The 21,184-nt window shown below is 53.8% G+C and carries 36 protein-coding genes and 1 pseudogene; 15 read left to right on the top strand and 22 right to left on the bottom strand.

Annotated elements, in window-relative coordinates; all coding sequences use genetic code 11:
- Positions 1-227 precede the first annotated feature (227 nt).
- The gene (locus SYN9616_RS0102700; RefSeq protein WP_028951754.1) at positions 228-647 is read right to left on the bottom strand and encodes a hypothetical protein; all 420 of its coding nucleotides are present in this window, start codon (positions 645-647) and stop codon (positions 228-230) included.
- Between the two features lie 370 nt (positions 648-1,017).
- On the opposite strand from SYN9616_RS0102700, the gene SYN9616_RS18060 reads away from it, so the two are divergent.
- Positions 1,018-1,152: a hypothetical protein gene (locus SYN9616_RS18060; protein WP_255326786.1), complete on the top strand. Its 135-nt coding sequence runs from the start codon at positions 1,018-1,020 to the stop codon at positions 1,150-1,152.
- Between the two features lie 410 nt (positions 1,153-1,562).
- Here the strand turns inward: SYN9616_RS18060 and SYN9616_RS0102690 are convergent, their stop codons facing one another.
- From SYN9616_RS0102690 to SYN9616_RS0102670, 4 genes are all read right to left on the bottom strand, one after another.
- Positions 1,563-2,021 (bottom strand): hypothetical protein, encoded by a 459-nt coding sequence (locus SYN9616_RS0102690; protein WP_232199926.1) that lies wholly within the window; start codon positions 2,019-2,021, stop codon positions 1,563-1,565.
- 740 nt (positions 2,022-2,761) lie between these two features.
- The gene (locus SYN9616_RS0102680; protein WP_232199923.1) at positions 2,762-2,917 is read right to left on the bottom strand and encodes a hypothetical protein; all 156 of its coding nucleotides are present in this window, start codon (positions 2,915-2,917) and stop codon (positions 2,762-2,764) included.
- A gap of 95 nt (positions 2,918-3,012) precedes the next feature.
- Complete coding sequence (locus tag SYN9616_RS17570; RefSeq protein WP_198015124.1) at positions 3,013-3,171, bottom strand: hypothetical protein; 159 nt, start codon at positions 3,169-3,171, stop codon at positions 3,013-3,015.
- Between the two features lie 209 nt (positions 3,172-3,380).
- On the bottom strand, positions 3,381-3,587 hold the full coding sequence (locus SYN9616_RS0102670) for a hypothetical protein (RefSeq protein WP_232199922.1): 207 nt from the start codon (positions 3,585-3,587) through the stop codon (positions 3,381-3,383).
- A 617-nt stretch (positions 3,588-4,204) separates the two neighbouring features.
- Here SYN9616_RS0102670 and SYN9616_RS0102660 point away from each other — a divergent pair.
- The gene (locus SYN9616_RS0102660; protein ID WP_028951749.1) at positions 4,205-4,435 is read left to right on the top strand and encodes a hypothetical protein; all 231 of its coding nucleotides are present in this window, start codon (positions 4,205-4,207) and stop codon (positions 4,433-4,435) included.
- Here the strand turns inward: SYN9616_RS0102660 and SYN9616_RS0102655 are convergent.
- Together SYN9616_RS0102655 and SYN9616_RS0102650 are read right to left on the bottom strand one after the other, a co-directional pair.
- Positions 4,432-4,632, bottom strand: a complete 201-nt coding sequence (locus SYN9616_RS0102655) for a hypothetical protein (RefSeq protein WP_028951748.1) — start codon at positions 4,630-4,632, stop codon at positions 4,432-4,434. The genes SYN9616_RS0102660 and SYN9616_RS0102655 overlap by 4 nt on opposite strands.
- Before the next feature lie 77 nt (positions 4,633-4,709).
- Positions 4,710-5,114, bottom strand: a complete 405-nt coding sequence (locus tag SYN9616_RS0102650) for a hypothetical protein (RefSeq protein WP_037990616.1) — start codon at positions 5,112-5,114, stop codon at positions 4,710-4,712.
- 831 nt (positions 5,115-5,945) lie between these two features.
- On the opposite strand from SYN9616_RS0102650, the gene SYN9616_RS0102645 reads away from it, so the two are divergent.
- Complete coding sequence (locus SYN9616_RS0102645; RefSeq protein WP_028951746.1) at positions 5,946-6,218, top strand: DUF3303 domain-containing protein; 273 nt, start codon at positions 5,946-5,948, stop codon at positions 6,216-6,218.
- Positions 6,219-6,360: 142 nt separating this feature from the next.
- Here SYN9616_RS0102645 and SYN9616_RS17010 read toward each other — a convergent pair whose 3' ends face one another.
- Both SYN9616_RS17010 and SYN9616_RS0102640 read right to left on the bottom strand, forming a co-directional pair.
- On the bottom strand, positions 6,361-6,561 hold the full coding sequence (locus SYN9616_RS17010; RefSeq protein ID WP_156918638.1) for a hypothetical protein: 201 nt from the start codon (positions 6,559-6,561) through the stop codon (positions 6,361-6,363).
- 284 nt (positions 6,562-6,845) lie between these two features.
- Positions 6,846-7,121: a hypothetical protein gene (locus SYN9616_RS0102640; protein WP_028951745.1), complete on the bottom strand. Its 276-nt coding sequence runs from the start codon at positions 7,119-7,121 to the stop codon at positions 6,846-6,848.
- 390 nt (positions 7,122-7,511) lie between these two features.
- Here SYN9616_RS0102640 and SYN9616_RS17005 point away from each other — a divergent pair, with 390 nt between their 5' ends.
- Entirely contained in the window at positions 7,512-7,688 is a 177-nt protein-coding gene (locus SYN9616_RS17005; RefSeq protein ID WP_156918637.1) for a hypothetical protein, read from the top strand.
- 124 nt (positions 7,689-7,812) lie between these two features.
- Here the strand turns inward: SYN9616_RS17005 and SYN9616_RS17565 are convergent, their stop codons facing one another.
- A complete protein-coding gene (locus SYN9616_RS17565; protein WP_198015123.1) occupies positions 7,813-7,977 on the bottom strand; it encodes a hypothetical protein in 165 nt (54 codons plus the stop codon).
- Between the two features lie 438 nt (positions 7,978-8,415).
- On the opposite strand from SYN9616_RS17565, the gene SYN9616_RS0102625 reads away from it, so the two are divergent.
- The 3 genes from SYN9616_RS0102625 (at position 8,416) to SYN9616_RS0102615 (ending at position 9,531) form a co-directional block, all read left to right on the top strand.
- Positions 8,416-8,703 carry a hypothetical protein gene (locus SYN9616_RS0102625; protein ID WP_028951744.1) on the top strand — a complete coding sequence of 96 codons (288 nt, stop codon included), beginning with the start codon at positions 8,416-8,418 and terminating at the stop codon, positions 8,701-8,703.
- Positions 8,700-9,062 carry a hypothetical protein gene (locus SYN9616_RS0102620; RefSeq protein WP_028951743.1) on the top strand — a complete coding sequence of 121 codons (363 nt, stop codon included), beginning with the start codon at positions 8,700-8,702 and terminating at the stop codon, positions 9,060-9,062. Before SYN9616_RS0102625 ends, SYN9616_RS0102620 begins: the two co-directional genes overlap by 4 nt.
- Before the next feature lie 217 nt (positions 9,063-9,279).
- Entirely contained in the window at positions 9,280-9,531 is a 252-nt protein-coding gene (locus SYN9616_RS0102615) for a hypothetical protein (RefSeq protein WP_028951742.1), read from the top strand.
- A gap of 179 nt (positions 9,532-9,710) precedes the next feature.
- Here SYN9616_RS0102615 and SYN9616_RS0102605 read toward each other — a convergent pair whose 3' ends face one another.
- Positions 9,711-9,968 (bottom strand): hypothetical protein, encoded by a 258-nt coding sequence (locus SYN9616_RS0102605; protein ID WP_028951741.1) that lies wholly within the window; start codon positions 9,966-9,968, stop codon positions 9,711-9,713.
- An 885-nt stretch (positions 9,969-10,853) separates the two neighbouring features.
- Here SYN9616_RS0102605 and SYN9616_RS0102600 point away from each other — a divergent pair.
- Positions 10,854-11,768 (top strand): histone deacetylase, encoded by a 915-nt coding sequence (locus SYN9616_RS0102600; RefSeq protein ID WP_028951740.1) that lies wholly within the window; start codon positions 10,854-10,856, stop codon positions 11,766-11,768.
- A 29-nt stretch (positions 11,769-11,797) separates the two neighbouring features.
- Complete coding sequence (locus SYN9616_RS17000; protein ID WP_156918636.1) at positions 11,798-11,938, top strand: hypothetical protein; 141 nt, start codon at positions 11,798-11,800, stop codon at positions 11,936-11,938.
- Positions 11,939-11,944: 6 nt separating this feature from the next.
- Here the strand turns inward: SYN9616_RS17000 and SYN9616_RS0102590 are convergent, their stop codons facing one another.
- Positions 11,945-12,190, bottom strand: coding sequence for a hypothetical protein (locus tag SYN9616_RS0102590; protein WP_028951739.1), 246 nt, complete (start codon positions 12,188-12,190; stop codon positions 11,945-11,947).
- Between the two features lie 56 nt (positions 12,191-12,246).
- Here SYN9616_RS0102590 and SYN9616_RS0102585 point away from each other — a divergent pair, with 56 nt between their 5' ends.
- Positions 12,247-12,807, top strand: a complete 561-nt coding sequence (locus SYN9616_RS0102585; RefSeq protein ID WP_028951738.1) for a pyridoxamine 5'-phosphate oxidase family protein — start codon at positions 12,247-12,249, stop codon at positions 12,805-12,807.
- On the opposite strand, the gene SYN9616_RS0102580 is transcribed toward SYN9616_RS0102585, so the two are convergent.
- Together SYN9616_RS0102580 and SYN9616_RS0102575 are read right to left on the bottom strand one after the other, a co-directional pair.
- Positions 12,808-13,128: a hypothetical protein gene (locus SYN9616_RS0102580; RefSeq protein WP_071991497.1), complete on the bottom strand. Its 321-nt coding sequence runs from the start codon at positions 13,126-13,128 to the stop codon at positions 12,808-12,810. It abuts the gene before it with no gap.
- A gap of 73 nt (positions 13,129-13,201) precedes the next feature.
- Positions 13,202-13,498, bottom strand: coding sequence for a hypothetical protein (locus tag SYN9616_RS0102575; protein WP_232199918.1), 297 nt, complete (start codon positions 13,496-13,498; stop codon positions 13,202-13,204).
- 6 nt (positions 13,499-13,504) lie between these two features.
- Here SYN9616_RS0102575 and SYN9616_RS17825 point away from each other — a divergent pair, with 6 nt between their 5' ends.
- Positions 13,505-13,768 carry a hypothetical protein gene (locus SYN9616_RS17825; RefSeq protein WP_232199914.1) on the top strand — a complete coding sequence of 88 codons (264 nt, stop codon included), beginning with the start codon at positions 13,505-13,507 and terminating at the stop codon, positions 13,766-13,768.
- Between the two features lie 128 nt (positions 13,769-13,896).
- On the opposite strand, the pseudogene SYN9616_RS15010 reads toward SYN9616_RS17825, so the two are convergent.
- Both SYN9616_RS15010 and SYN9616_RS0102560 read right to left on the bottom strand, forming a co-directional pair.
- A pseudogene (locus tag SYN9616_RS15010) lies at positions 13,897-14,883 on the bottom strand (hypothetical protein).
- A 92-nt stretch (positions 14,884-14,975) separates the two neighbouring features.
- The gene (locus SYN9616_RS0102560) at positions 14,976-15,584 is read right to left on the bottom strand and encodes a hypothetical protein (protein ID WP_028951735.1); all 609 of its coding nucleotides are present in this window, start codon (positions 15,582-15,584) and stop codon (positions 14,976-14,978) included.
- A 69-nt stretch (positions 15,585-15,653) separates the two neighbouring features.
- On the opposite strand from SYN9616_RS0102560, the gene SYN9616_RS0102555 reads away from it, so the two are divergent.
- A complete protein-coding gene (locus tag SYN9616_RS0102555) occupies positions 15,654-16,394 on the top strand; it encodes a putative 2OG-Fe(II) oxygenase (RefSeq protein WP_037991201.1) in 741 nt (246 codons plus the stop codon).
- A gap of 55 nt (positions 16,395-16,449) precedes the next feature.
- Entirely contained in the window at positions 16,450-16,701 is a 252-nt protein-coding gene (locus SYN9616_RS0102550) for a hypothetical protein (RefSeq protein WP_028951733.1), read from the top strand.
- Positions 16,702-16,703: 2 nt separating this feature from the next.
- Here the strand turns inward: SYN9616_RS0102550 and SYN9616_RS0102545 are convergent, their stop codons facing one another.
- The 3 genes from SYN9616_RS0102545 to SYN9616_RS0102535 are packed head-to-tail and all read right to left on the bottom strand — an operon-like array spanning position 16,704 to position 18,403.
- The gene (locus tag SYN9616_RS0102545; protein WP_028951732.1) at positions 16,704-17,465 is read right to left on the bottom strand and encodes a metallophosphoesterase; all 762 of its coding nucleotides are present in this window, start codon (positions 17,463-17,465) and stop codon (positions 16,704-16,706) included.
- Positions 17,443-17,676: a TIGR02450 family Trp-rich protein gene (locus SYN9616_RS0102540; RefSeq protein WP_028951731.1), complete on the bottom strand. Its 234-nt coding sequence runs from the start codon at positions 17,674-17,676 to the stop codon at positions 17,443-17,445. Before SYN9616_RS0102540 ends, SYN9616_RS0102545 begins: the two co-directional genes overlap by 23 nt.
- Before the next feature lie 10 nt (positions 17,677-17,686).
- Positions 17,687-18,403 carry a response regulator transcription factor gene (locus SYN9616_RS0102535; RefSeq protein WP_028951730.1) on the bottom strand — a complete coding sequence of 239 codons (717 nt, stop codon included), beginning with the start codon at positions 18,401-18,403 and terminating at the stop codon, positions 17,687-17,689.
- A gap of 100 nt (positions 18,404-18,503) precedes the next feature.
- Between SYN9616_RS0102535 and SYN9616_RS0102530 the strand changes: the two genes are divergently transcribed.
- A complete protein-coding gene (locus tag SYN9616_RS0102530) occupies positions 18,504-18,959 on the top strand; it encodes a Fur family transcriptional regulator (protein ID WP_028951729.1) in 456 nt (151 codons plus the stop codon).
- 12 nt (positions 18,960-18,971) lie between these two features.
- Here SYN9616_RS0102530 and SYN9616_RS0102525 read toward each other — a convergent pair whose 3' ends face one another.
- Together SYN9616_RS0102525 and SYN9616_RS0102520 are read right to left on the bottom strand one after the other, a co-directional pair.
- Entirely contained in the window at positions 18,972-19,370 is a 399-nt protein-coding gene (locus SYN9616_RS0102525) for a hypothetical protein (RefSeq protein ID WP_028951728.1), read from the bottom strand.
- A 2-nt stretch (positions 19,371-19,372) separates the two neighbouring features.
- Complete coding sequence (locus tag SYN9616_RS0102520) at positions 19,373-19,606, bottom strand: DUF3721 domain-containing protein (protein WP_028951727.1); 234 nt, start codon at positions 19,604-19,606, stop codon at positions 19,373-19,375.
- Positions 19,607-19,639: 33 nt separating this feature from the next.
- Here SYN9616_RS0102520 and SYN9616_RS15005 point away from each other — a divergent pair, with 33 nt between their 5' ends.
- A complete protein-coding gene (locus tag SYN9616_RS15005; protein WP_037990614.1) occupies positions 19,640-19,933 on the top strand; it encodes a cell division protein SepF in 294 nt (97 codons plus the stop codon).
- On the opposite strand, the gene arsS is transcribed toward SYN9616_RS15005, so the two are convergent.
- Positions 19,924-20,877: an arsenosugar biosynthesis radical SAM (seleno)protein ArsS gene (gene arsS / locus SYN9616_RS0102510; protein WP_232199907.1), complete on the bottom strand. Its 954-nt coding sequence runs from the start codon at positions 20,875-20,877 to the stop codon at positions 19,924-19,926. The two genes, SYN9616_RS15005 and arsS, sit on opposite strands and share 10 nt — an antisense overlap.
- Positions 20,878-21,184 lie beyond the last annotated feature (307 nt).

The following is a 21,184-nucleotide window of genomic DNA, read 5'->3' as shown; positions in this document are numbered from 1 at the left end:
TGGAAGCGGTGCGGTTTGATATCGCATCTACGTTGAGAGCCGGGTTTCAGACAAGCAAGATCCCCTAACAGCACTAAATTTTGAAAAGCAGCGCCGATCGATTTAGAGCAGTCTTAGCGCAAACTCCAACACATCTGCCTGATCAAGATGGTGACAAGCCATCGCTGAGAATGTCGAGCAATCGATTCAAATGGATAGGGGTCTATAGAGAATCACTATTTCAAAAGTCAATCAGGGAAAATCTGACAAGCTTTTTCTTTTGCTATTTCATCGTAGGTTCCTTCCTTAATCGGCTGCCAATCCCTCCATTCATCTTCTGAAAGGAGGCGGAAACGTGATTTATTTTTTTTACATTCAAACTGATTCTCGAAGGACATCACATCCCAAGGCTTCTTATCAAAATCAGTCATAATCCATATAATTTTAACGCGACTCCCCTTCCTCTTTTTAATTTTGATTTGATGATGTGTCAGAGTTTCGGCATTAACGCCAACAAGTATATAGCCAGGCTTTAAGTCCGGGGCAGTCACCCATTCTCCGTGGTTATCTGCCAGCAACTTTGAGGGAGTGATCAATCCTGTCATTACGATTGACAATGGCAAGAGAGGAGTCATAAGACGCTGGATTTTCCACATCTGTTTCGTCATTAGATGACATCAGCAATATTTTAGTGTTTTAGCGCACGACATGAGCAATAAACAATGTCTGCACCAGCGTTTCTTGACACGAGACACAAAAATTGTTTGAGCATCGGAGCCTCTTTGATCAGTAAACACGATGCCCGACCACCGATTTGTGCCTTGAACCATCGATTCCAGATAGCGAGTATCTGATCGATCAGCGGCGTCATCAATGCCCACCCGGCCACACGTTGATTCGGTGCAGAGACAAAACCACAAACAAACCGCTTGCGTTGATCAGCAAAGCGTTGTCTGAGGGGAAGTTCTCTTAGATCCAGGCCATTGCGCTTGCACAGTCCCTAGCATCTATCCAAATCATGAGCGTCCAGTCGCCAACATGCCATTGACGGCTCACATCGAAGGTGCACTGATCGGACTAAAACTCATCCAGAAAGATCATGGAATTCGCCCCGATCACCCGTCCGGCGCATTCGATTTGCACCGTGGAGCGCAGCGCCAGAAAGACCGCTGATGGTGATTGGCTCCCCATGCATCTTTATTCAGGGCCAACTCCTGCTCCAGTCGATTCTTACTCGGGGGGAGTCATTGGGAAAGAAGAAGAGGGTGCCCAGGACATCCAAACAAATTGATCGGCCTTGGAGGATTATTGGCTATGGCTGTTGGAACAGCTGTTGAGGCCAGACTCGCACTGAACAATTTCCTCTAAGAGGACTGAGAATCTCTAAGCAAAACTCTCAGCTGAAAGTTGGACTTAAGGAAGGATGCGCGAATACCCTACATCGTTGATTAAAGATGCACCAAGTCGAACCTCTCAACTGCATCGGTAAGCTGACAGCAAAGAAAATGATCAGCAATTGATTTTCAAGATTTAATGTCATCTATGTGGCCCTTAACTATTACTTTTATCCATTAAAAGCATGCCTATGAATAACAAAGATCTCCGTTGCCAACAGAGGCACCTGTCGACATTATTCCGTCAGCGACTCCACTCAGTCCATCCATATAATTGGCAAGTGCTTGACAGTCTCCCGTAGACATTGCATTGGACAAAATACCTGCATATGTTGTGTCTTCATTGAGAATCTCACGAAAATGCTTGGCACTCTTTTTAAAGCTTTTATTGTTTTCCATCGTGAACAAATGAGTCAAGGCAATTCCATCGGAATCTCCAAGGGACAGCCCATATGATGTAACGCCGCCCTTTTTATTGAAATCATAAGAACCCGTCACAATGGTTCCAGTCAAAGAGTCAAACCCTTCAAAGTAAACAGTTTTCTCGTCGAGATCTGGCGAAAAATAAACTTCCCCCTGATTGCCAAGCAAATCCTTCTCAACGATTTTGTTTGACTTTTTTATTTTTTTGTTGAGCTTTTTAGACATTTGGAATAAAATTTTTACCATTATAAACGACTATCCCTGTTTTTACAACACTTCTTGCATGTTCGCTTTGATATCGGTTTGAACGACACAACAACTGATCTCCTCTCGAGCAGTTATTCTATAAATGCTTCTGCCATTCGACAATCAACATCGATACGATCATTCCCCTTCGCGCATCCACATGCAATCAGATTGCGGAAAGATTGATCAAAACTCAGTGAACACTGTAGACACTCACACTCGAACCATGAACTTCGAACATTGATTCGAACATTGAATAGAACCAACCATGTCGCTGAGTGGTCCCAATCTCTATATCATCAGCCATTGCTTCCGAGCAACTCACTTAATCCCGGAATCAAGAAGGTCGAGATAGGCCATTGCTTGATGATGCTGAGCTGCATCCTTTCATCGCATCAGTTTTTCTGGCTATAGTCTCTTGGTTCATGCCTGACACAATGATTCCAGAGCCATACGAGCTATTCGACATTCATAAAGGGACAGACAAAGTTTTCCTCATCGGAAGCTCCTGGATCGTTCTCTTCTTGCTCCTCCTGTAGAACATCTCTGGAGTGCCTAACGGTAAAACAGTGGGCAGCAATCCTTAAGAACTCCCAACCTTCAGTTAAAGGATTGAAGAACTCAACAGCAAGCTGAACAAACGAACGACTCCCGTCTCCCCGTCTTCATTTGAGTTGTTAGTTCACCGGAAGCTGGAGGCGACCATCGCTTAAAGCGACTCAGGCGATACCCATCATTGGAGCAAGCCATTCGGCATGAAGTGCGGAAAGCACAGACATGTCGAAAGCATGAACAGCTGGATTGGTTTTATCTGCAACCCACAGGAGTCCAAAAGGAGCATTCAGCGCCAGCTGCATCCGCCAGCGCCAGGTCACCACCTTCCAGATCTTTTGAAGAATCGGGCTCTTCTCCAAACCCGGTTCAAGGCCATTTGTATCGGCCGTGGGTCTTTGAAGAATGGGATTCTTCATCAGGACTTGACTTCCTTCGTCTGCTCTGTGGTTGCCTTGCTCTGGCCGCGTGGACAGGTTGGTTCTGCAGCATTCGCCAGGTTGGCGAAGGCGGCAAGCACCATCACGGCAATGACGATGGTGCCTCCAGCGAAAGCGATGAACGGACTCCGATTCATAGCAACTGCTCCAGTAGTTAGTAGAAGCTAACGGTTGTCACTGAAATCCGTTGTCGCTGAAAGCGTCTTTGAACAAATCAAATGGTGGACATTGCACGTTTTCCTGCCAAGGTCAGCATTTGATCGCAGCAGAGCTGAGGAAGGCGTCAACGATCTCTTCGTTGGGCGAAATAACCCGATTCAATCCGAGGCGACTGTCGCAAGTGCAATCACAGGAGAGGGTTTCCTGGATTTTCGAGCTGCTGCAGGGCTTGATTAAAGCAATTCACTGTTTCGTCTTGTGATACGCACCATTCGCCATATTGACCGTTCTCTTTGTCGCCGTATCGCCAAGGGTGCTTCCTATTCAAATCTCTCAATTTTGCCATCTGACCCATGAGAATTTCCCAATCTTGGGCTTCACTGATGGTCTGCATTGGCACGGTATAAGCGCGGCTCCACTTTCCCCATTTCCGCAATTCAGGCCTGTATTCGGATCGTGCCCATCGCTCCCACTCTTTTCGATTCTGTGGATCTCCCGTCATCCCAAAGGTTGTGAGCCCATCGTTCTGAGTCCAACAGATCATGTAAACAAACGCCGTCATTGGTATGTGTAAATCATTTAATGCCTGCGGGGTTCACTGACAAAGCATTGGGCTATCGCAGAAACATAATCAATAAAAACGAACTCTCCGCGCTCAAATTTTGCTTGCCTTGAAACAAATGCTGCAGATACAAGTTTATTTTCATCAAGGTCATTCATATCAAATCAAAAAAAGCACCGTCCATCCTCTTGCAGATCTTTCATGCCATAACCCATCTCTGTGCTTCAAAGCCTTGCTCAAACCAAAACTGAACTTGATCCAGACGAATGCCGAGACGCTAGATCCCGAGGACATACTTCAGCAAAAGCAAAGAAAACCACTGATGCAGTTGTACGGGCAGACGTGATCTAGCTTTTGCATTGGCAAGGTCAGACCCTGAGGGGCTTTCGGGATATCGGTTGCATAGAAGACCAAATCCGTAGTAGTACAGATGCACTTACGTGCTGGCCATGGAGGAATGGGATTTTGTAGACGAGCGAGAGCTGCGGGGCTGGAAGGGAGGCTGCATCTGCATGACTTGCCAACACTTCGCTTACGGCGTCGATCAGCACTGCCATACACTGCTGGGCTGCACGATTCGACAACGACGTCTTCAGCAGGGAGATCACCTCACCAAGACGTGCCAACTCTGGGCACCCACCTGGCAGAAAGAAATGGGCTGGGCTCCTGAGGCGGGTTAAAAATTTGGGGCAGTACCTTGATTGGGAACCTGGAACTCAGGTTTGTTGTTCCTTTTCAAGTCTTCAAGAGAGATGGTCCGCTCATTGCCAGGCTTGGAAGAAACGCCTTTGAAGGGCTTTGGTTTTGCATCCCAGTCATGCCCTGGCTGATCCGGCAGCCAGTTCCCAGTTCTAAAGTTTCCGTTGATGCTGGCCAAAACAATCAGCTCACTTTTACAAATTTAAGTCACTCACAACAAATCTACCAATCAGACCGGATTGGGCTCCTGATTTGTCATCGTTCAGCATTTGCAAACAAAAATATTTGCTCGGATCGCAAGCTAGAGCTTGCTGCGGCAACAACAGTACAAAGCCAGCGCCTCACTTTTCCTGAGTCTCCCTGCGTGACCGATAACTCTCCGCTCCTCTGATCCAATCGGTGGTACATCGTTACCGTCGTTGCTGGAAGGAGAAAAGACCACTCAACCCAATCAGCACTGAAAGACGCTGTTTCAGTGAACTCCCATCTCTTTTCTGATGACTTGATTTCCCATACAACCTGTGCATTGTCTTCATCCAAGGTCACGAGCTTGGAAGCTCCAGTACCTGCAACGCTGCATTGCCACTGAACAAGCGCAGAACTGGCCGGCATCGCAGCCATCAATAAGCCTACAGTTGAAAAGATGATGTTCAGTTTCAAACGTCCCACTGTTTAAGTAAATCAAGCTCACAATATCTGAGCTTGGTCAAGACTTCAAGACTGTTGCCATCAACCCAAAGTCGCGTCAAGTCACCCCAAGCGATCAACCAGGGGCTAGCGATCATTCTTCTTTGACTCACAGACAACCACTGGCAAACGGGAGCCAGGGACCTGGCAAAGAAATCCACTGAGGATAAAGATTTTCATGCGTTCTAGGCGGCAACAAAGAATTGAAGCTAGCCATCAGATATCGAATGCAATTCAACAACGCTGATCAATGCGACATCTATTGGTTACCGCCATATCCATCGTGATCACGCATTCCATTGCCGCAGCTGATCCAGTAACCCCAAGCCCCCCAGAAAAAATAAGTTGTTGCGAATACAATGACAAAAGAACCGCAGACTGCCAATTCCACATGTCAGATCATGGGTTGACAATTGAATGGTCTGACGGACTCAGAGAATCCTATCAACTGATTTCTGAGGGCGACCATGGTACAAATAGAACTTACGTAGACAAACGAGGTGGAATCTGGAAATTCAACGTACATCTACAGGGAAACATATCAATGAAAAACACTAAAAACGGAAACACAATATTCAAACCTTTGAGAGGCTGTTACAAGAACTGATCCTTCGTCAGGTCATATCACGCAAACATAAACCTCCCTGAAAACAATTCAATGTCTATTCATAGCAACTTCCCAGCACTTTTGTTGTATTAATCACTAGGAGGTTGGCAATCAGCATTCCGCTCGAAATGAAACATTTGAACATTAAAGCAAGGTCATTCATGCAAGAGTGCAATCATTCTCTGATTCAAAGGGCTATGACCTTTTTAATGCACTGGACATTCAAGACCGGGTATCACGAAATTGCCGCCAGAAAGTTTCTGGCGACTGGAGCTCCCTTCCCGCAATGCACGTCGATGAAACGATTCCATGCTCCCGGTTCTGTAGAAGGCTGGATTCTGGTGGAAGCCGATCGTGCTGATGCCTGTTATGAGCATGCCGCCGAATGGGCTGAATGCCTGAACTGGGAGGTAACCCCAGTCCTGACGGACGAAGAAGCCGGGCCATTGATGGCAAAGGCGTACAGCTAACGCCTTCCACTTCTCTTTGTTTTTCAGGATATCTTCAGTCCATAAGTGTTGAGCGTGCCTAGACGAGCTCTACTCAGGTGGCTTGAATGAAGGAAAGTTTATTCATTCTTGGAACAATCTCCTCGCCAACGTTTAAACAGTCTCATTTCCAAGAGGTGGATTGATATTGGAGAGCCATCTCTCTTACACCAACACAAATATGCTGTGCTTCTCCGGTCAATTCGCAGAGAGAAACAATTGGTTGCGGTACGACTGATTGATCTAATGCTTCAAGATGCATCTTCAAAATTAAATGCGTCGTCACCTTGATCTCAAATGTTGAATAATTTTTAGAGACTCCCATCCGCTGAAGGACTTGAATTGAGCTGCAACTGAATCATACGCAGCGGAAAAAACTTTCATCTTCACTGCTGACTCGATCACCATTATTTTCATACATCAAGCCTTGCTTACAAAAAGCACAGTTATATTTGTTCTTCCGAATCCAAATAAAGAAGGAAAGATCCACTGTCCCTATGTCCAATGTGTCCTAACGAGGCGCTTCTCTTCGTCCAGGCGTCGGCAAGGGCTTTTATGGACGCTATGCATAGAAAATTGAAGCGTTCATAAGGCGTAACTGTTGACTCCTCATTCTGAGAATGAGACACCATTTTTCTTGCAGGCGACGACAGCCTGGTCAACAGATTCCTTATACTTTTTACCGGCATTGCTCGACCGTATATCTTGATAGAGCCAATCAAGATCCTCGCGAGCAAGCCGTTGATTTGTATAGAGAATACATCCCCCCATCAGAATTCCAGCATTGAGCCCAGAAAGATAAGCTTCTTCGAACTGCTCTTCAGCACGGGCCGCAACAGGAGCGAACAGGAACGATATGGCAATCAACAATGGGGAGACGTTCATCAAGGATCCCTACGTTCAACAATCGTAAACCGAGCAAGGGCTTGAATCAGGCATGGACATGGTGAAACCGGCACGGCTCTCAATCAGTCCCCCCAAAACAATCAACAACGCCAAAAAAATCTGCTTCCAATGATGGCCTTTGCAAAGACTCGATCAAGAACAGCCCTCTGTAAAAACAGCCCCTTGTAAGAACAGCCCTCTGATCGATCCCAAATGGTGAATGTCACAAGGCTGTCTTTGACAGTCGATGAATCAATGGATTGGCACCACCGCCATCGCCTCACAGGTTTGGCTCTCATCGTTTAATATTTAAAAACGTTGAGCTCGAAATTCGGGCTGCAGTCAGAGTCCAGTCAGGCAACGGGGACTGGTCCGCTGTAGAGGATTGCCATGTCCCCTCTCGTCCAAGTTCAGCGCAGCCTCCAAAAGCAACAACGGCTTCAGGCTGCACGCTTCCTGATGGCTCGATCTGAAGGATCCGTCGATCGCCTATTCAGCAGTTCCATTCCTGCCTCGGCCTATCGCCATGACGTCTCCCACCAGGCGATGCGAGACAACTGGCTTTAAGTAGTTTCAACGTCACGCCGAGACTCCAGTTCAACCCTTCTGCTCAGCAGAGGGGTTTTTTGATGAGGTCTTGATCAATCAGGGTTGAAGCATTCTGATTGATAGAAGCCTCTGCCCTGACGCTTTAAACGTCACGAATACCCACCTCGCGCTCGCGGATGTACTCCTCCGCCTCCCAGAGACCTGAAATCTCGCGGCAGTTCTGATCCTGGTCACAGACCCAGTAGTGGCCGTTGTCCATCACATCGATTGTGTGGCCAAGCGGCGTGTGAGCAATCCTTGCAGTCATAGTCGTCGTTGTCGTGGATGAAGTGTCCTGAAGATCACGAACCAGCTTCTGAGGCTTTCAATACCTTCAAAAAATTAAAAAATTACCAGTCCTGCGAACACCCAATTCACCTTATCTGAGGACAATGACTGAAGTCCTCCTGTCACAGTCGAACGATCCCCATCGCCCAGCCTTAACACTCTAGGAATGATCAGCCTGGTTGCCTATGGATTTTTGACCTGCATGTTTGGTGCCAGCCACTGATAAACCACCAGATCTGGTGTTGACCAGGTCATGCAGAATAGAAATGTCCCCATCACCCGGCCCTGTGCGATGCATAGGGTTTTTTTGTGCGCCAAATATGGCGTGGACAGATCAAGGGGCGACACCGCAAAGCAGTGGCCGGGAATTGACTCCCTTGGTCGCCATGCCTACGGTTCCACGACTTTCCAGCGCAAAATGCGTTCGTTTCTGGCTGTCCTGATGTTGTTAGGTGCAGCCGCCGCTCCTGCGAGTGCTGCAATCTTCACCGTTCAACCGGGCACCACCTTCTATTCCAAGCCCAAGCAATCAGATCAATTCCGTCTTGAGCTGCCTGAAGTCAGAGTTGAGGTCCCGCCTTTGCAGGACAACAGAGGATTCTGTCGTTTCAAGCTCATTTACAAGATCGCGGATCGCGACAATCCAAACCTCCCGAAAAGCGCCTGGGCTCGTTGTGTCGTGACAGACCGCTTCATTTCCAAATGACATCCACCAACAAAATCGTTGGCCTGCTGATCGGCATCTCACTGCAGTCCTTCATCGCCATTGAAAGCCGAGCCGAAGACACCACCTCCTGCCTGTTCAACGGCCAGCAGCGTCTCTGCCGCGTGGAGGTGTCCGGTGACGATCTCACCCTGCGCCTCGAGGACAACCGCACGATTGAGGTTCAACGACGCGGGCGCTGTACGGACCGTCGCAAGGAGGGCATCACAACGCGAAGCTGCAACGTTCGTATTGGACTACCCGATGATTTCGTCTACGGACTGATCGTTCGCAGCAGCCAAGACGGCACCACGATCAGCTCACCCAGACTGGAGATCAAGCTGCCTGAACTCGCCCTGTGATCCGCATTAGTCACAAATAGACACGGTCTTCCACATCCCAGATACCCCCTCGGGCCGATGACAGGTCAGAATGAACGCAGGGGCTTGAGACACCCCTCACACACGGACGTAAGGCTCTCGACCCAGTCGGGGGCCTTTTTTTTTGCCAACACCACCGGGAAGGCGCGATGGGAGAGACTCACCGTGAGAGAGTTAAAGCGATGCTTAAGAAGCGGTGATGGGGCGTTTTGAAGCCACGCTTGATCAGCAACAGATCCAACACGGTTATTCCCTCCTGAAGCTGATGGAACACCTTGACCATGAGATGGCTGTTCTGAACCAGCAGCGGCTCCAGGAGGGGCTGGAGGAGCAGGAACGAAGCCGACTCACCCGTGTCAAACGCAGCCACTTGCGCAAGATTCAGGACTGCATCGCTGAATTGGAGAACAGCGGGTTCAATCAATGGCTGCTGGAGCGACGGTTGACCTGATCAACCCTCGTCCTTGGGAAAGCGTTTATCCCAGACGACGACAAGAGTAAGAAAAACAGCTCCGAAGACCAGAAATGGAGCGGCGATGGTGAGAATGGATTGCGTATCCATGCACAACTTGATAACAACTTATGCTATGGGTTGTACAACGAAAAACTTCCCAACGCAACCAACAACACTTAACGAATGATATTGGCTTTGAAAAAGCCGAAGCCAAGCCCAAAAGAGGAATGCTTATCACAATGCAACGTAATCGACACATCAAAGTCCATTAATTGAAACTCTTCAATCTCTGCAAGCGTCAATTTGGACTGGCCTCCATCGAAGTAGCGGCTCATGATCTCGTCCTTATTGCTTTGCAGATAATCAACCACCTCCTGAAGCAAAAAATCACGCCAGGCCTCTTTATCCTTCTGATTCAAGGTTTTGTCGCTCACAAGATTTTCCTAGAGAACAATGGGCCCACTGTTGCAGGCCCGCTGCGATTTTGCTGATCTTCAGGTGGACTCGTCCAGCGATGGAACAGCAGGAACCGTTGAACACAACTCCAGCGCGCCATGGTTGAAATGTATGCTCAAACAAGCCCTTCAGTCAAACCCTCTATTAAATTGTTATTGATACAACATACGGAAGGAGTGATTTCACAGATCAAAAAATTTTCACATCAACATAGGTTCATCGCATGTTAAGTCGTTTTTTAAACCTTTATCAGCACAGAAACCTAGACTTCCACCATTTATTTAATACAAACCGAAATAATCGTAGCGATACTCATTCCAACGAGTCTCGACGATCCCTTTCAATGGTCGAACTGGACGTGGCTTGAGCTTGGGGACCGGCTTGGGCTCAGCGGAAGCTGATTCAATTAGCAACGACTGCTTGGTTCGATTCGGAGAGACAAGCTTCATGGTCACTGGTCATCAGCGATTAGCTTCGTTTTAGTATCTGTTTACTGAATCGACTGAAACCAACACTACGGTTTAAAAGAGATAGGTAATCATGCTGAGTATTCACCGCTACCGTTAAATCTCACCGGTGAGATCGGAGTTTGTCGATTTTCATCGCGTCGTCCCACATAAATCGGAGTATCGAGACCATAAATGTTGATCCAATACAAACAGTCAGCAAAAGCCTGATCACTTCGCTGGTCATCCATTCACGTGCATTCGACTCTCATCACAAGCTGGATCGTCGGGACATGCTGTTGTTACGGGCACCTTCTCCAGCACCCAGTGACGCGGATCCGGGGTGGCAAGTTCCTAACCTCACGATGAATCTTGCTCGGTGCTCCTTGCCCTCAGGAGGCCGGACTCAGTTACAGCGTGTCGATCCCGGTCATCTACCACCCCCTCTACTCCGCTCCACTGCCATCCAGTCATCGCTTCCCGATGGCCAAATTCCGCCTGTTACGGGAGCTGCTGCTGAGTCGGGACCTGATCCGGGAGAACCAAATTCATCAACCACTCAGCGTGTCCAGGCTGGATCTTGAACGCATTCATCAACGCAGCTACCACCAAGCTTTCAGCTCTGACAACCTCACGCGTCCTGAACAGCGACGGATCGGTCTGCCCGCAACCAAACCTCTGGTGCAGCGCACCTGGCTGGCCGTCGGCGGCACCTTGCTCACCGCACGCTTGGCTCTGAAGCACGGAGTGGCATCCCATCTGGCCGGAGGCACCCACCACGCTCATCCAGGATTCGGCAGTGGATTTTGCATTTTCAACGATTGCGCTGTGGCCGCGAGGGTGCTGCTGGACCAGGGCGATGTCGAACAACTGATGCTTCTGGATCTGGATGTCCATCAAGGAGATGGCAGCGCCGCTTGTTTCGCAGATGAAGCCAGGGTCTTCACCCTTTCGGTCCACGCTGCCAGCAACTTTCCATTGCGCAAAGTGAGCAGCGATGTGGACATTCCAATGGAAGACGGAACCAGCGACCACGACTACCTGCAAACCATCGGCGACCGGCTGCCAGAGCTGCTCGACAAGGTTCAGCCGAATCTGGTGATATACAACGCCGGAGTTGACCCCCATCGGGATGATCGCCTCGGACGCCTGTGCCTCAGTGATCAGGGATTGCTGATGCGTGATCACCTTGTGCTGGATGCCTGCCTGAGACGCAACATCCCTGTGGCAACTGTGATCGGCGGCGGATATGACGAACTCTCCCCACTGGTGAAGCGGCACGCCCTGGTCTTCAGAGCCGCCTTGGAGCAAGCTCGGTTACACGGTCTCTAAGGTCGTTTCAGGACGAAGAATTCGACGTCATGCGCTTCGCCCCATTGCTGATCCTCGGCGGATGCCTCATCGCACTGTTGCTGAAACCAGTGTTCATCGGCGTTGAGGAAACACTGCGGGAAAGCACGATTCGATCCGGCTCCAGATCGACCTACTTTCGGCGGGACTGACGGCACTCAAACCTGACAGGTGAGATTGAGACAGGCCGTGAGCTGTTGATTGCGATGGTCCATCAAGGCTGCCAACCAACGAGCAGCCTCAACTGGTGCGATGGTGCGATCACGCAAGGCTTCACAGATCACGCGATGCAGAGGCTTGTCGCGATGATCAACGGTCATCCTTTCGTCGAGTGCGACGAGTTCAGCGGAACTGCGGCAGGCCCGCAGATCATCAATCACGCGATCTTTGAGTTCGACGGCCATGAGCACGGTGATGTCGTCATAAGTCCCATGCTGACAGTCCGAATTTTTCTACGGCCATGACAATTCCAGCCTGGCGGCAACTTCTCCGCGGCGCTCGCCAACGGGAGGGACGCGCAGCCGCCGCACGGTGGGTTCAACTGGCCACGGTTGCTGCGGACGGACACCCCCGCGTGCGGACCGTCGTTTTTCGCGGCTGGGCAGGAGATGACCAACTCGATCTATACAGCGACAGTCGCAGCAGCAAAGCCGAAGAGCTGAGCATCCAGCCGAACGTTGAAGTCTGCTGGTTGCTGCCGAAGGCACGCCAGCAATACCGCTTCAGAGGTGTTATCCAAATGCTCTCGGTCGAGAGCGATCCGAAACAAGCGAATCAGGCCTGGAGTTCGCTCACGGACGGCGGTCGCTGTCTCTGGCACTGGCCCCGCCCAGGCCGGCCCTTTGAAGCAGACGCCTTTTTTCCAGAGGCGGTTGCTGCGGCAGAACCGACACCGCCTCACTTTCTTGTGCTGCGATTAAACCTTCACAGGGTGGAGTTGTTGGATCTCAATCAGCACCCCCATCAGCGAACCCTCTGGTGTCTGGAAGACACCTGGAAATCTCAACGCCTCAACCCCTGATCACCACCAACGATCCACACGGCCCACGGATGGTTGCCCCGGTTCAGAGGGAACGGTGACCACCGAAAGGCGTTGTTTTGCGCGCTGGTAATCGAAACGGCAATAACCAACTCCCGTTCCAGCGCAGGACGAAAGGCTTCGCAGCGACACCGAGGCCCACTGCCGCTCCCGCGCCGAGGGAGTCTGCTGAGGAGCGGGAATCCAGCCGTCCGCGAGCAGATGTCGATCGGCTTCCAGAATCGTCTGTCGCGGTGTTAACTGCAGCCGATCACCGGCATGCACGACAGCGACCGCCAGGCTGAGGATCGGGGCGGCAGCCATCGCAGCAACAAGATGTCCCATAACTGGACTTGGCTATCTCAGCCTTAGCCACGAATACGGGTTCAGGCCACGCTCAGCCAACCTCTCCCTGGTCGGTCTTGGCATCGGCGTGACGCAGGAGATCCTCGGCGTAGTTGATCGTGAAACCCATCTGGCCATCCCAGGCAACCGCGTAGCTCCAATGCCCTGCTAGCAGCTCGCCGGAGTCGAGACGAGAGGCTGCAACCCAACGCGGCGGCTCGTCTCCGATCAGGCCGCAGCGCGTGCCGCTGTTGTTCGTCACGCTGTCTCCCTCACGAAAACATGGTGCAGGGCGCGAACCGGTGCTCGGAGCAAGCTGCTCAGGCCCATTCACGTCCTGGCTGGCCATCCGCTGGTGACTTACCGTCTCGCTCTCAGCGGGATCAGGCATCAAACCATCGCTGTCCAACAACTCAGGGCTTGTGGGCAGCCAATTCGGATCAGGCAGGGCGCCTTTCAACAGGTGGCCGATGGCGCGCCCACGACCGATTCCATACAGGGCGCAATAGGCATCAAGGCGTTGCAGAACATCGGGCTTCAGCCATATCTGAACAGGCTTGGCCTTGGGCTCTCCACTCGAGCGGAAACGGCCACCGGCGTCACGGGAATGGGGAGTTGAACTAGGCAGTGTTTTAAAAGGAAATTCAGATCATTCGCCGGAGTGAAGCGAGTCGGCTGCTCCTAATCGGCTGTTGCCAGTCGCTTCCCGTTGCTGAGACTATCCCGTCGTTTGTGGGGCTGTTCCGCTCAGCCGACTGCAAGCAGGGGCTGAATGCCCAAGGCAATCACCAGGCTCACCACAACACCGATGAAGGCCTTCCAGAGATCGCTGCCGATCACCTTGCCGAGGTTGCCACTCTCACGGTTGGTGAATGTGTACTCGAACTCCTGCTCCTTGATGCGCAGGGCGATCTCACGACCACCCAGCAAGCCGAGGAACACCCAGGTGGTGCTGAGCGGGAAGGTAGAGAGGAAGGCTTTGTAAAGCAGACAGAGACCGAAGAAGAAGTCGATCACCGTGGCCGAGCGCAGGTCGGAGGTGTTGGTCTTGGAGCGCAGCACCGCCTGAATCGGACCACCACCGCTGGCCACCAGGAAGCACAGACCCACACAAAGCACCAGGGTGCAGATGGCCATCGGGAAGACGTCCAGCTTGCGGGGCAGGAACACAAAGATGTTGGCCAGGTCCTGCACCAGCCACATGCTCCAAAGGAAACCGGTGGAGAACCACTGCAGGCCATACCAGACCTTGTTGAAATCCTTGCCTTCCTGGGTGCGACGGAACACCCAGCGCTCCAACAGCCACATTCCGAGGCCGTAACCGGCCAATCCAAGAGCAAAGGCAAGGAAATAGCCGCTCAGGGAGCTACCCAGAAGCTTGCCGATGTTGGCAGGCTTGAACGAAGAGAGCACCAGAAAGGAGGTGCTCACCGGAGCGCCCCACTGGGTGAGGGCCAACACAGCGATCGGCGGGATGATGTAAACCCAGCCAAAGGTCTCCGGCAGCTCGAACTTCTAGAGACGGCCCCAGGCGGGATCACCGTCGTTGAGGAAGAAGCCCAGCATCAGTACGGCGATGGTGATGTTGCAGATGAAAATCATCTGCACCACCTTTGGCGTGCGGGTCTTGTTGGATGAGATGTACGTGCCCAACGTCTGCAGCGAGTCGTTGGCCACTACGGAATACGCCGCCAGGAGGAAGCCGACGATCATCCAAATGTTCACATCGCCCATGAAGCCGAAGTCGGTGGTGGGTTCGTTTTGTTTTAGGAATGGTCGGCAATCTTGCAGGTGATCCAGCGCACCGCGCTTAAGTCCAGAACCTTTCAGTTCACAACTGAGAGCGTCTGAAGATTCGCCGCACGCACCCACGCCGCCAAAGCATCAATCTCGGCACGGCTGGGAATGCAAATGCAACCAGTGCCTGGATAGCAACGGTGAATTCCCAAAGCACTGCGGCTGGTCTCGAAGCGGGGCTGCAGGTCAAACCAGAGGTCCTCACCCCAGGGCTCCGGCCGTCCCAGGCTGTAACGACCGGCAGGCAGAGGAGCCGCATTGCCTGGGCTCCAGAGCCGATCGGCATCCTGCCGCTGGGCAATTCCGCTGGCAGCCTTCCAGCGCGCAAGCAACCTGTCGCCACGGTGCAACTCCACCATCCAGATGCGATTGCCATCGGGAAAGGTTTGCTCCGAGCGGCGGGGGGTGAGGCGCAGATCCCCTCCCTGCAGCAACTCCGCTGTCGGACCATCCTGACCGGGCAGCGGTGGCATTGGCTTTGGCTGTGGCGGGGCCGGAGATGCCGCAACGGTCTGGACAACCGCCTGGGACTGATCCTGAACCTGAGCCAGCTCAACAGCCTCTGGTCGGACGCTGAGCTGCTGAAGCGCGCAACCGCTGAGCAGCACGGACAACCCGAGCCACAGTGGACCTGACATGGCTGATCACAGCGGACGTCGCCATCACTCTGGCGCTGGCACGATGCTTTGCAGCTCCGGCATGGACGCTTGGAAGTCCTCGACCTGTTCCCGCGATCAATCTTGAAAGGCAACCTGCCGGACGAGTTGCTGAAGCGTTTGCTTCAGCTCTCGGAAAGCGTGTTGCATGATCCAAATCAGCACCCTGATGCCTCGGCCAAACTCGCGGGACAGCTGAGTCAGCAGCGGGAACTGCTGCCCCAGCAACCCGGCGTGCAGGATCTCTGCTCAGGGCACCTGATCCCAGCTTGTGAGCGCTGGATCCGCCACGTTGTGGATCGTCAGCCACCGCAGGGCCGAGGTCCCTGGGTGCCCGGTCGCTATCGCCTTCAGATGATCGATCTCTGGTTGAACTGTCAGCGAGCCGGCGATTACAACCCCATGCACACCCATGGCGGCAGTTTTTCGGGAGTGATCTTCCTCAAGGTTCCTCCTCAGATCAACGCAGCCAGCTTCGATGGACAGCTCTGCTTTCACGGGCCAGAGGAATGGCAGATGCAATCGTTCCGGACCGGCATGGCGGAGTACGTGATGCCGGTCCCCGGGCAGTTCTTTGTGTTCCCCGCCTGGCAACCCCACTCGGTGATGCCCTTCCGGGGGGATGGGGAGCGCTGGTCCCTGGCCTTCAACGTGGTGGCCGTCCCTGGCCAGCCGCAGGCCACCAGCCCCGTTCAACCGGGGATGGTTCAAGTCGACATGGACAAGGCAGGAGTGGCGCCGTCCGGGAACGTCTCCCTGTCCTCGCAACGAAAGTCGGCGAAAGGGTTTTAGCTGTTGCTGCCGAGCCGGCCTGGCAGAGTTCTTTGACCCGCACCCTGCACCGCCATTGGATCCCAGCGACCTTCTTCAAGAGGCGAGCAGCATCGCCGCCGTGATCGAGCAGGCCTCCAACCGGCTCACGCCAAATGTGATCCGAGCCGCTCGCCGCAGCGAGGAGGGGAGAAAAGATCTCGACCGAATGGAATACGCACTCGGCACCATCGGTAAGGCTCTCGTCCTGACGGATTACACCATCGACGAGGAGAAGGACATGGACAAGTTGAAAGCGTTCCGGGAATCCCAGGCCAGGGACCGCTGATCTCAGGGATTGGACCAGCGCAGCACCCGCTGCTCGAGGCCCCCGAGGGCGTTGATCTCCAGCAAGCGTCCACCGGGATCAACTGACCGTTTGATCGGACAGGGCTGCACATGTTGCATGCTCTTCAGCGTGGAAGGGCAGCCAAGCAGCAGCAGATCCGGGCGTTCCGGCCAGCACCCCTGCCAGTGCTGGTGAATGTGGCCGAACAACACCGCCCGAAGTGAGGGGATGGGGGTCAGCAGACTGCGCAGTGAGGCGTGATCCACAAGACTCATCGCGTCCAGCACAGGATGCCCAATCGCCATCGGGGGGTGATGAAGAGCCACCACTAAAGGCATTGGATCTGCCGCGATGGCCTGCAGCCGCTGCTCCAGCCAGGCCAGCTGCCGAGGCCCCAAACGGCCGGCGGGATGCCCGCACCAATGACTGTTCAGGATGATCAGCCGCCCAGTGCTCAGCATCAGCTCCCCTGGTGCTGTGAGGTGAGCGCGGCCCAGAACGGCATCGATCAGGCAAGGGCGGTCGTGGTTCCCAGGCAACAAGGCCACCGGACAGCTCACAAGGCGAGCCAGAGAATCCCGAAGACGCCTGTAAGCACCCCAGCTTTCATCCTGGGCAAGATCTCCTGTGATCACGAGAGCATCGGGCTGAAGCCGGTCCACCTGCTCCAGTGCCTGGTTCCAGAGAGCCAGCGCCGGGCGATCCCTCACCAAGGCCTGATCGGAGGCCACAAGGTGCGGATCACTCAGCTGCAGAAGCCGCATCGCTCTCCGGAATCTGCTTCCAGCCACTCTCCCAGAGATCAGGGTTTCTGAGCTCTGCCCAGGCCACACGCCTGCGTTGCCCCGGCGCCAGCACGGGAGCGAGTTCCACCCAACGCTGGGGGCCTCGGCCGCCCTGCATCACACGCTCGAAATGGCGGTATCCATCCACTGGCAGGCGGCTGGTCCAAGCTTTGGCAGGGTGCCAGCTCATCAACACGACCTCAGCTTGAGGGGATCAGTCCGCCGCCATGACGAATGGCCAGGATGGCGGCCTGGGTGCGGTCCCGCACACCAAGCTTGCCGATGATGGCGCTGACGTGGCTTTTGACGGTTTCAGAAGAGACGAAAAGGGTTTCAGCGATTTCCCGGTTGGACAGACCAGTGGTCAAGGCTTTGAGCACATCCAGTTCCCGTTCGGAGAGATCCTTCAGCAACGTCTGGGTTTCAGCGTCTTCCGGGCTGCTCTCCCGGGCCATCTCCCTCACCGCCTCGGGGTAATAAACACCGCCATCGCGGGTGCACTCCAGGGCCTTGAGAAAGTCCCCGCGCGTCTGCCCAATCGAGGAGATGAACATCACGTCATCCGCTCCTGCCTCGAGAGCCTCATTCACCACCAAAGGGTTCTCACGCTTGAGAAAGATGAGGGTTCGTGTCGGTGGATGGAGCCTCTCCACCGCTTCAACGAGGGCAATGCCGTATCCCTGCTCGAGATCTTCCGTGGCGATCAGGAGATCAGGTTTGTGCTCACGCACCCGCTCAAGCGCTTCTCCGGCGGTGGTGACGGCGCCCAGAAGATGGCTCCAGATCGGAACCGCCATGGCGAAACTGGCGAGGGTGAGTCGATCTCCTATGCAGGCGACGATCGAGGAGCCAGCCAACAACGCCTCAACTTCCTTGAGAAGGGCGCGATCTCCATGGGGATGAAGGTTGAGATCCAAGATCGGAACGACTATTCAACGGATGGTATCGACAGTGGCGATTGACGCTGTTCATGACTCTCATTAGTGGGTACTGTTGAGAAGACATGGTTCTGAACCGGTGACGCTTCCTCCCTCCACAGTCACCGAGAACGGCGTCCTTCAGAAGGGACTTCACCAGGACGGTCGACGTTTGACGCCGCAGCGCAAGCGCGTGCTTGAACTGTTCGAGCGTCTTGGCACCGGCAATCACCTCAGCGCAGAAGACGTTCATCAACAGTTGGCCCAACTGCAGATGAAGGTGTCCCTGGCCACGGTGTACCGCACCTTGCGGTTACTGGCAGACATGGGATTTCTGCAGGAGCTGGAGCTCAGTGAAGGGGGCAGACGCTTTGAGCTGGCGGCTGACGACCACCGCGACCATCACCATGTGGTGTGCATCCGCTGCGGGCGCACAGAAGAGTTTGAAAGCGAACCGGTGCTGGCTGCTGGCGAGAAGGCGGCCAAGGGATTTGGGTTCAAGTTGATCGAAACCACCCTGAACGTCCGGGCGATCTGCCCGGCTTGCCAGGGCTGAATGGGGATCTGTTTATTGAGGATGCTCAGCACATGGCATCCAATAAACATCACCCATGCGATGCACTCCGCTGCAGCCAATTTTCTCGGCCTGCTCTTCCGCCTGCTCTTTTGAGGGGTAGGCGAGATAGCGGGGATTGGTGGTGGAACGGATCTGGATCAGCCCCATGCTCATCGGCCCGGCCGTGATCACGCCCATCGTGTTGACGCCGACGGCCAGAAGCCCCATTCCGACAATGGCGATATTGATGACGCCCATCGCCACGACGCCAATCGACACCACACCCATCGGGACCACACCGATGCAGATCACGCCCATCGGCACGATGCCGATCGAAATCGTGGCCAGAGGAGCCACACCAATGGCAATGCGTTTTGGCTTGCTGCCGCAGTGTCCGCCGGTTTCACCCATCTTCAGTTATTCCCATGGTTGGGTTTGACCTCACCGTGCTTCTCGCACACCATCCACATGTCCCCCATCTTGTGGGCGCCCTTGCATCCGAAGCCCCCGGCCGCCGCCTCCGCCTCCTCACGGGTCTTGAACATGGCCTGCTTCGGCTGCGGGTCGCCCGCTCCTGAACCAGCGTTCGAACACGCTGCTGAAAATCCGATCAGAACCAAAGCAGCGATAACTGTGATCTTGATCATCCCGGATCAGAAGAATCCCACCATCATGGCCACATGAAAACCACGTCCCAGGACGGCTGGCACGATGTAATCGTGTTCACCCCCGAGCGCTTCGAAGAAGGGCTCGAGGCCGTTCTGGCGGTTCGGGAGCAGCAAACCGTGCTGCTCAATCTCAGTCGCATGCCGCCCGATCTGGCCCAGCGCACCGCCGATTTTGTCTCTGGAGGTGTGCACGCCCTCGATGGGAAACAGCAGCGGGTGGGTGAAAACGTTCTGCTGTTTTCTCCGGGGTCCGTGCGACTGCAATGGCTGACGTCAGATGACGACAGCGACAGCCCTCAGCCCTGAAGTGCTCCGCCACAACTGGAACCAGCTCCTGCAGTGCATCCAAAGCAGTGGCTGGCGGTGCGAATCGGCAACCCCTCCGGACTGGGCTCTCCTGTCATCAGGTCCTGTAGATGACGCAGTGGTCCCTGCAGCTCCATCCCCAGCTGCTGATTGAAATCGCAGTCGTAGAGATTGCCCTGCCAGTCAACGCTGATCAACTCCCGGCACATCACGGCGGCCAGGTTGTCGGGATTGTGGGCCTGTTCCAGCAGCAGTTGATAGCTCTCCAGCTGCCCCTGCCGCTCCAGATCCCTGGCAAAGCGCTGAATCGGCATGTTGGCCAGGGTCAGCAAACTGCTGAAACGAAGGCCGAGCACGGCAAGCTCCCGCCGGTAATCAGCCTCAAGGCCGGACTGCGGTGGCGGCAGCACGGGATTCTGTGGGTTGTAGACGAGATGCAAAGGCAGGGGTTCGGTTCCATAGCCGAGAGCATTGAGCTGACGCAGGCCCGCAACGCTGCGTGTGAACACCCCATCCCCTCGCTGACGATCCACGTTGTCGGCGCTGTAGCAGGGCAACGATGCGATCACCGTGACGCCTTCACTGGCCAGGAAATCGGCCAGATCCTCCTGGCCAGGTTCCGAGAGAATCGTGAGATTGCAGCGATCGATCACCTCAACGCCAAGGCCCCTGAGAGCCCGAACAAGATCGCGGAACCCGGAATGCAGCTCCGGAGCGCCGCCTGTGAGATCCACACAGGTGATGCCGTGTCGTTGCACCACAGTCGGAATCAGGTCCAACAGCGACTCGTCCATCCGCTCCGTCCGACCCGGCCCAGCATTCACGTGGCAGTGGGAACAGCTCTGGTTGCAGCGGTAACCCAGATTCAACTGCAAGGTGCGCAGGCGCGTGCGTTGCAATGGTGGAAACGCAGGAGCAGCAGCCACCACAGAAAGGAAATACACAAGAGGACCCTATTTTTTCAGATCAATCTCTGAACGCCAAGGCTGGTTGTCATCAAGATCCATCGCCCCCCTGATAACCAACCCATTGAGTCGATCTATTTGACATTCATTTAGATCAACCTTGCAACGGGCGAGATGGCTCGATCCAATGACCTTCACTGATCAACCTCAAACCAGCAGGAAATTGCCGGAAGAATGAATCCCGGACGATCAGAAGAGAAGCATTGGCGATGCATCTTTCAATGTTTTGAGGATATGTCGTTCTGAGATTTTCAGCCTGAAGACAGGAACGACAGAACCCTCTTTA

It is taken from the genome of Synechococcus sp. CC9616 (assembly GCF_000515235.1).
GTDB lineage: Bacteria > Cyanobacteriota > Cyanobacteriia > PCC-6307 > Cyanobiaceae > Parasynechococcus.
This window is presented reverse-complemented; position numbering and strand designations above follow the sequence as displayed.

Excerpts from the sequence above, each read along its gene's own strand:
- SYN9616_RS0102640 (WP_028951745.1), bottom strand. The coding sequence starts at position 7,121 with ATGAACGTCTCCCCATTGTTGATTGCCATATCGTTCCTGTTCGCTCCT.
- SYN9616_RS17565 (WP_198015123.1), bottom strand. The coding sequence starts at position 7,977 with ATGACTGCAAGGATTGCTCACACGCCGCTTGGCCACACAATCGATGTG.
- SYN9616_RS0102670 (WP_232199922.1), bottom strand. The coding sequence starts at position 3,587 with ATGCAGACCATCAGTGAAGCCCAAGATTGGGAAATTCTCATGGGTCAG.
- SYN9616_RS0102615 (WP_028951742.1), top strand. The coding sequence starts at position 9,280 with ATGGGGCGTTTTGAAGCCACGCTTGATCAGCAACAGATCCAACACGGT.
- SYN9616_RS17010 (WP_156918638.1), bottom strand. The coding sequence starts at position 6,561 with ATGGGAGTCTCTAAAAATTATTCAACATTTGAGATCAAGGTGACGACG.
- SYN9616_RS0102690 (WP_232199926.1), bottom strand. The coding sequence starts at position 2,021 with ATGTCTAAAAAGCTCAACAAAAAAATAAAAAAGTCAAACAAAATCGTT.
- SYN9616_RS0102520 (WP_028951727.1), bottom strand. The coding sequence starts at position 19,606 with ATGATCAAGATCACAGTTATCGCTGCTTTGGTTCTGATCGGATTTTCA.
- SYN9616_RS0102660 (WP_028951749.1), top strand. The coding sequence starts at position 4,205 with ATGGAGGAATGGGATTTTGTAGACGAGCGAGAGCTGCGGGGCTGGAAG.
- SYN9616_RS0102700 (WP_028951754.1), bottom strand. The coding sequence starts at position 647 with ATGACGAAACAGATGTGGAAAATCCAGCGTCTTATGACTCCTCTCTTG.
- SYN9616_RS0102625 (WP_028951744.1), top strand. The coding sequence starts at position 8,416 with ATGCGTTCGTTTCTGGCTGTCCTGATGTTGTTAGGTGCAGCCGCCGCT.
- SYN9616_RS0102590 (WP_028951739.1), bottom strand. The coding sequence starts at position 12,190 with ATGGCCGTCGAACTCAAAGATCGCGTGATTGATGATCTGCGGGCCTGC.
- SYN9616_RS17005 (WP_156918637.1), top strand. The coding sequence starts at position 7,512 with ATGTCCCCTCTCGTCCAAGTTCAGCGCAGCCTCCAAAAGCAACAACGG.
- SYN9616_RS0102620 (WP_028951743.1), top strand. The coding sequence starts at position 8,700 with ATGACATCCACCAACAAAATCGTTGGCCTGCTGATCGGCATCTCACTG.
- SYN9616_RS0102645 (WP_028951746.1), top strand. The coding sequence starts at position 5,946 with ATGACCTTTTTAATGCACTGGACATTCAAGACCGGGTATCACGAAATT.
- SYN9616_RS0102580 (WP_071991497.1), bottom strand. The coding sequence starts at position 13,128 with ATGGCTGCCGCCCCGATCCTCAGCCTGGCGGTCGCTGTCGTGCATGCC.
- SYN9616_RS17000 (WP_156918636.1), top strand. The coding sequence starts at position 11,798 with ATGCGCTTCGCCCCATTGCTGATCCTCGGCGGATGCCTCATCGCACTG.
- SYN9616_RS0102560 (WP_028951735.1), bottom strand. The coding sequence starts at position 15,584 with ATGTCAGGTCCACTGTGGCTCGGGTTGTCCGTGCTGCTCAGCGGTTGC.
- SYN9616_RS15005 (WP_037990614.1), top strand. The coding sequence starts at position 19,640 with ATGAAAACCACGTCCCAGGACGGCTGGCACGATGTAATCGTGTTCACC.
- SYN9616_RS0102545 (WP_028951732.1), bottom strand. The coding sequence starts at position 17,465 with ATGCGGCTTCTGCAGCTGAGTGATCCGCACCTTGTGGCCTCCGATCAG.
- SYN9616_RS0102540 (WP_028951731.1), bottom strand. The coding sequence starts at position 17,676 with ATGAGCTGGCACCCTGCCAAAGCTTGGACCAGCCGCCTGCCAGTGGAT.
- SYN9616_RS17570 (WP_198015124.1), bottom strand. The coding sequence starts at position 3,171 with ATGAATCGGAGTCCGTTCATCGCTTTCGCTGGAGGCACCATCGTCATT.
- SYN9616_RS0102525 (WP_028951728.1), bottom strand. The coding sequence starts at position 19,370 with ATGGGTGAAACCGGCGGACACTGCGGCAGCAAGCCAAAACGCATTGCC.
- SYN9616_RS0102575 (WP_232199918.1), bottom strand. The coding sequence starts at position 13,498 with ATGGCCAGCCAGGACGTGAATGGGCCTGAGCAGCTTGCTCCGAGCACC.
- SYN9616_RS0102585 (WP_028951738.1), top strand. The coding sequence starts at position 12,247 with ATGACAATTCCAGCCTGGCGGCAACTTCTCCGCGGCGCTCGCCAACGG.
- SYN9616_RS18060 (WP_255326786.1), top strand. The coding sequence starts at position 1,018 with ATGCCATTGACGGCTCACATCGAAGGTGCACTGATCGGACTAAAACTC.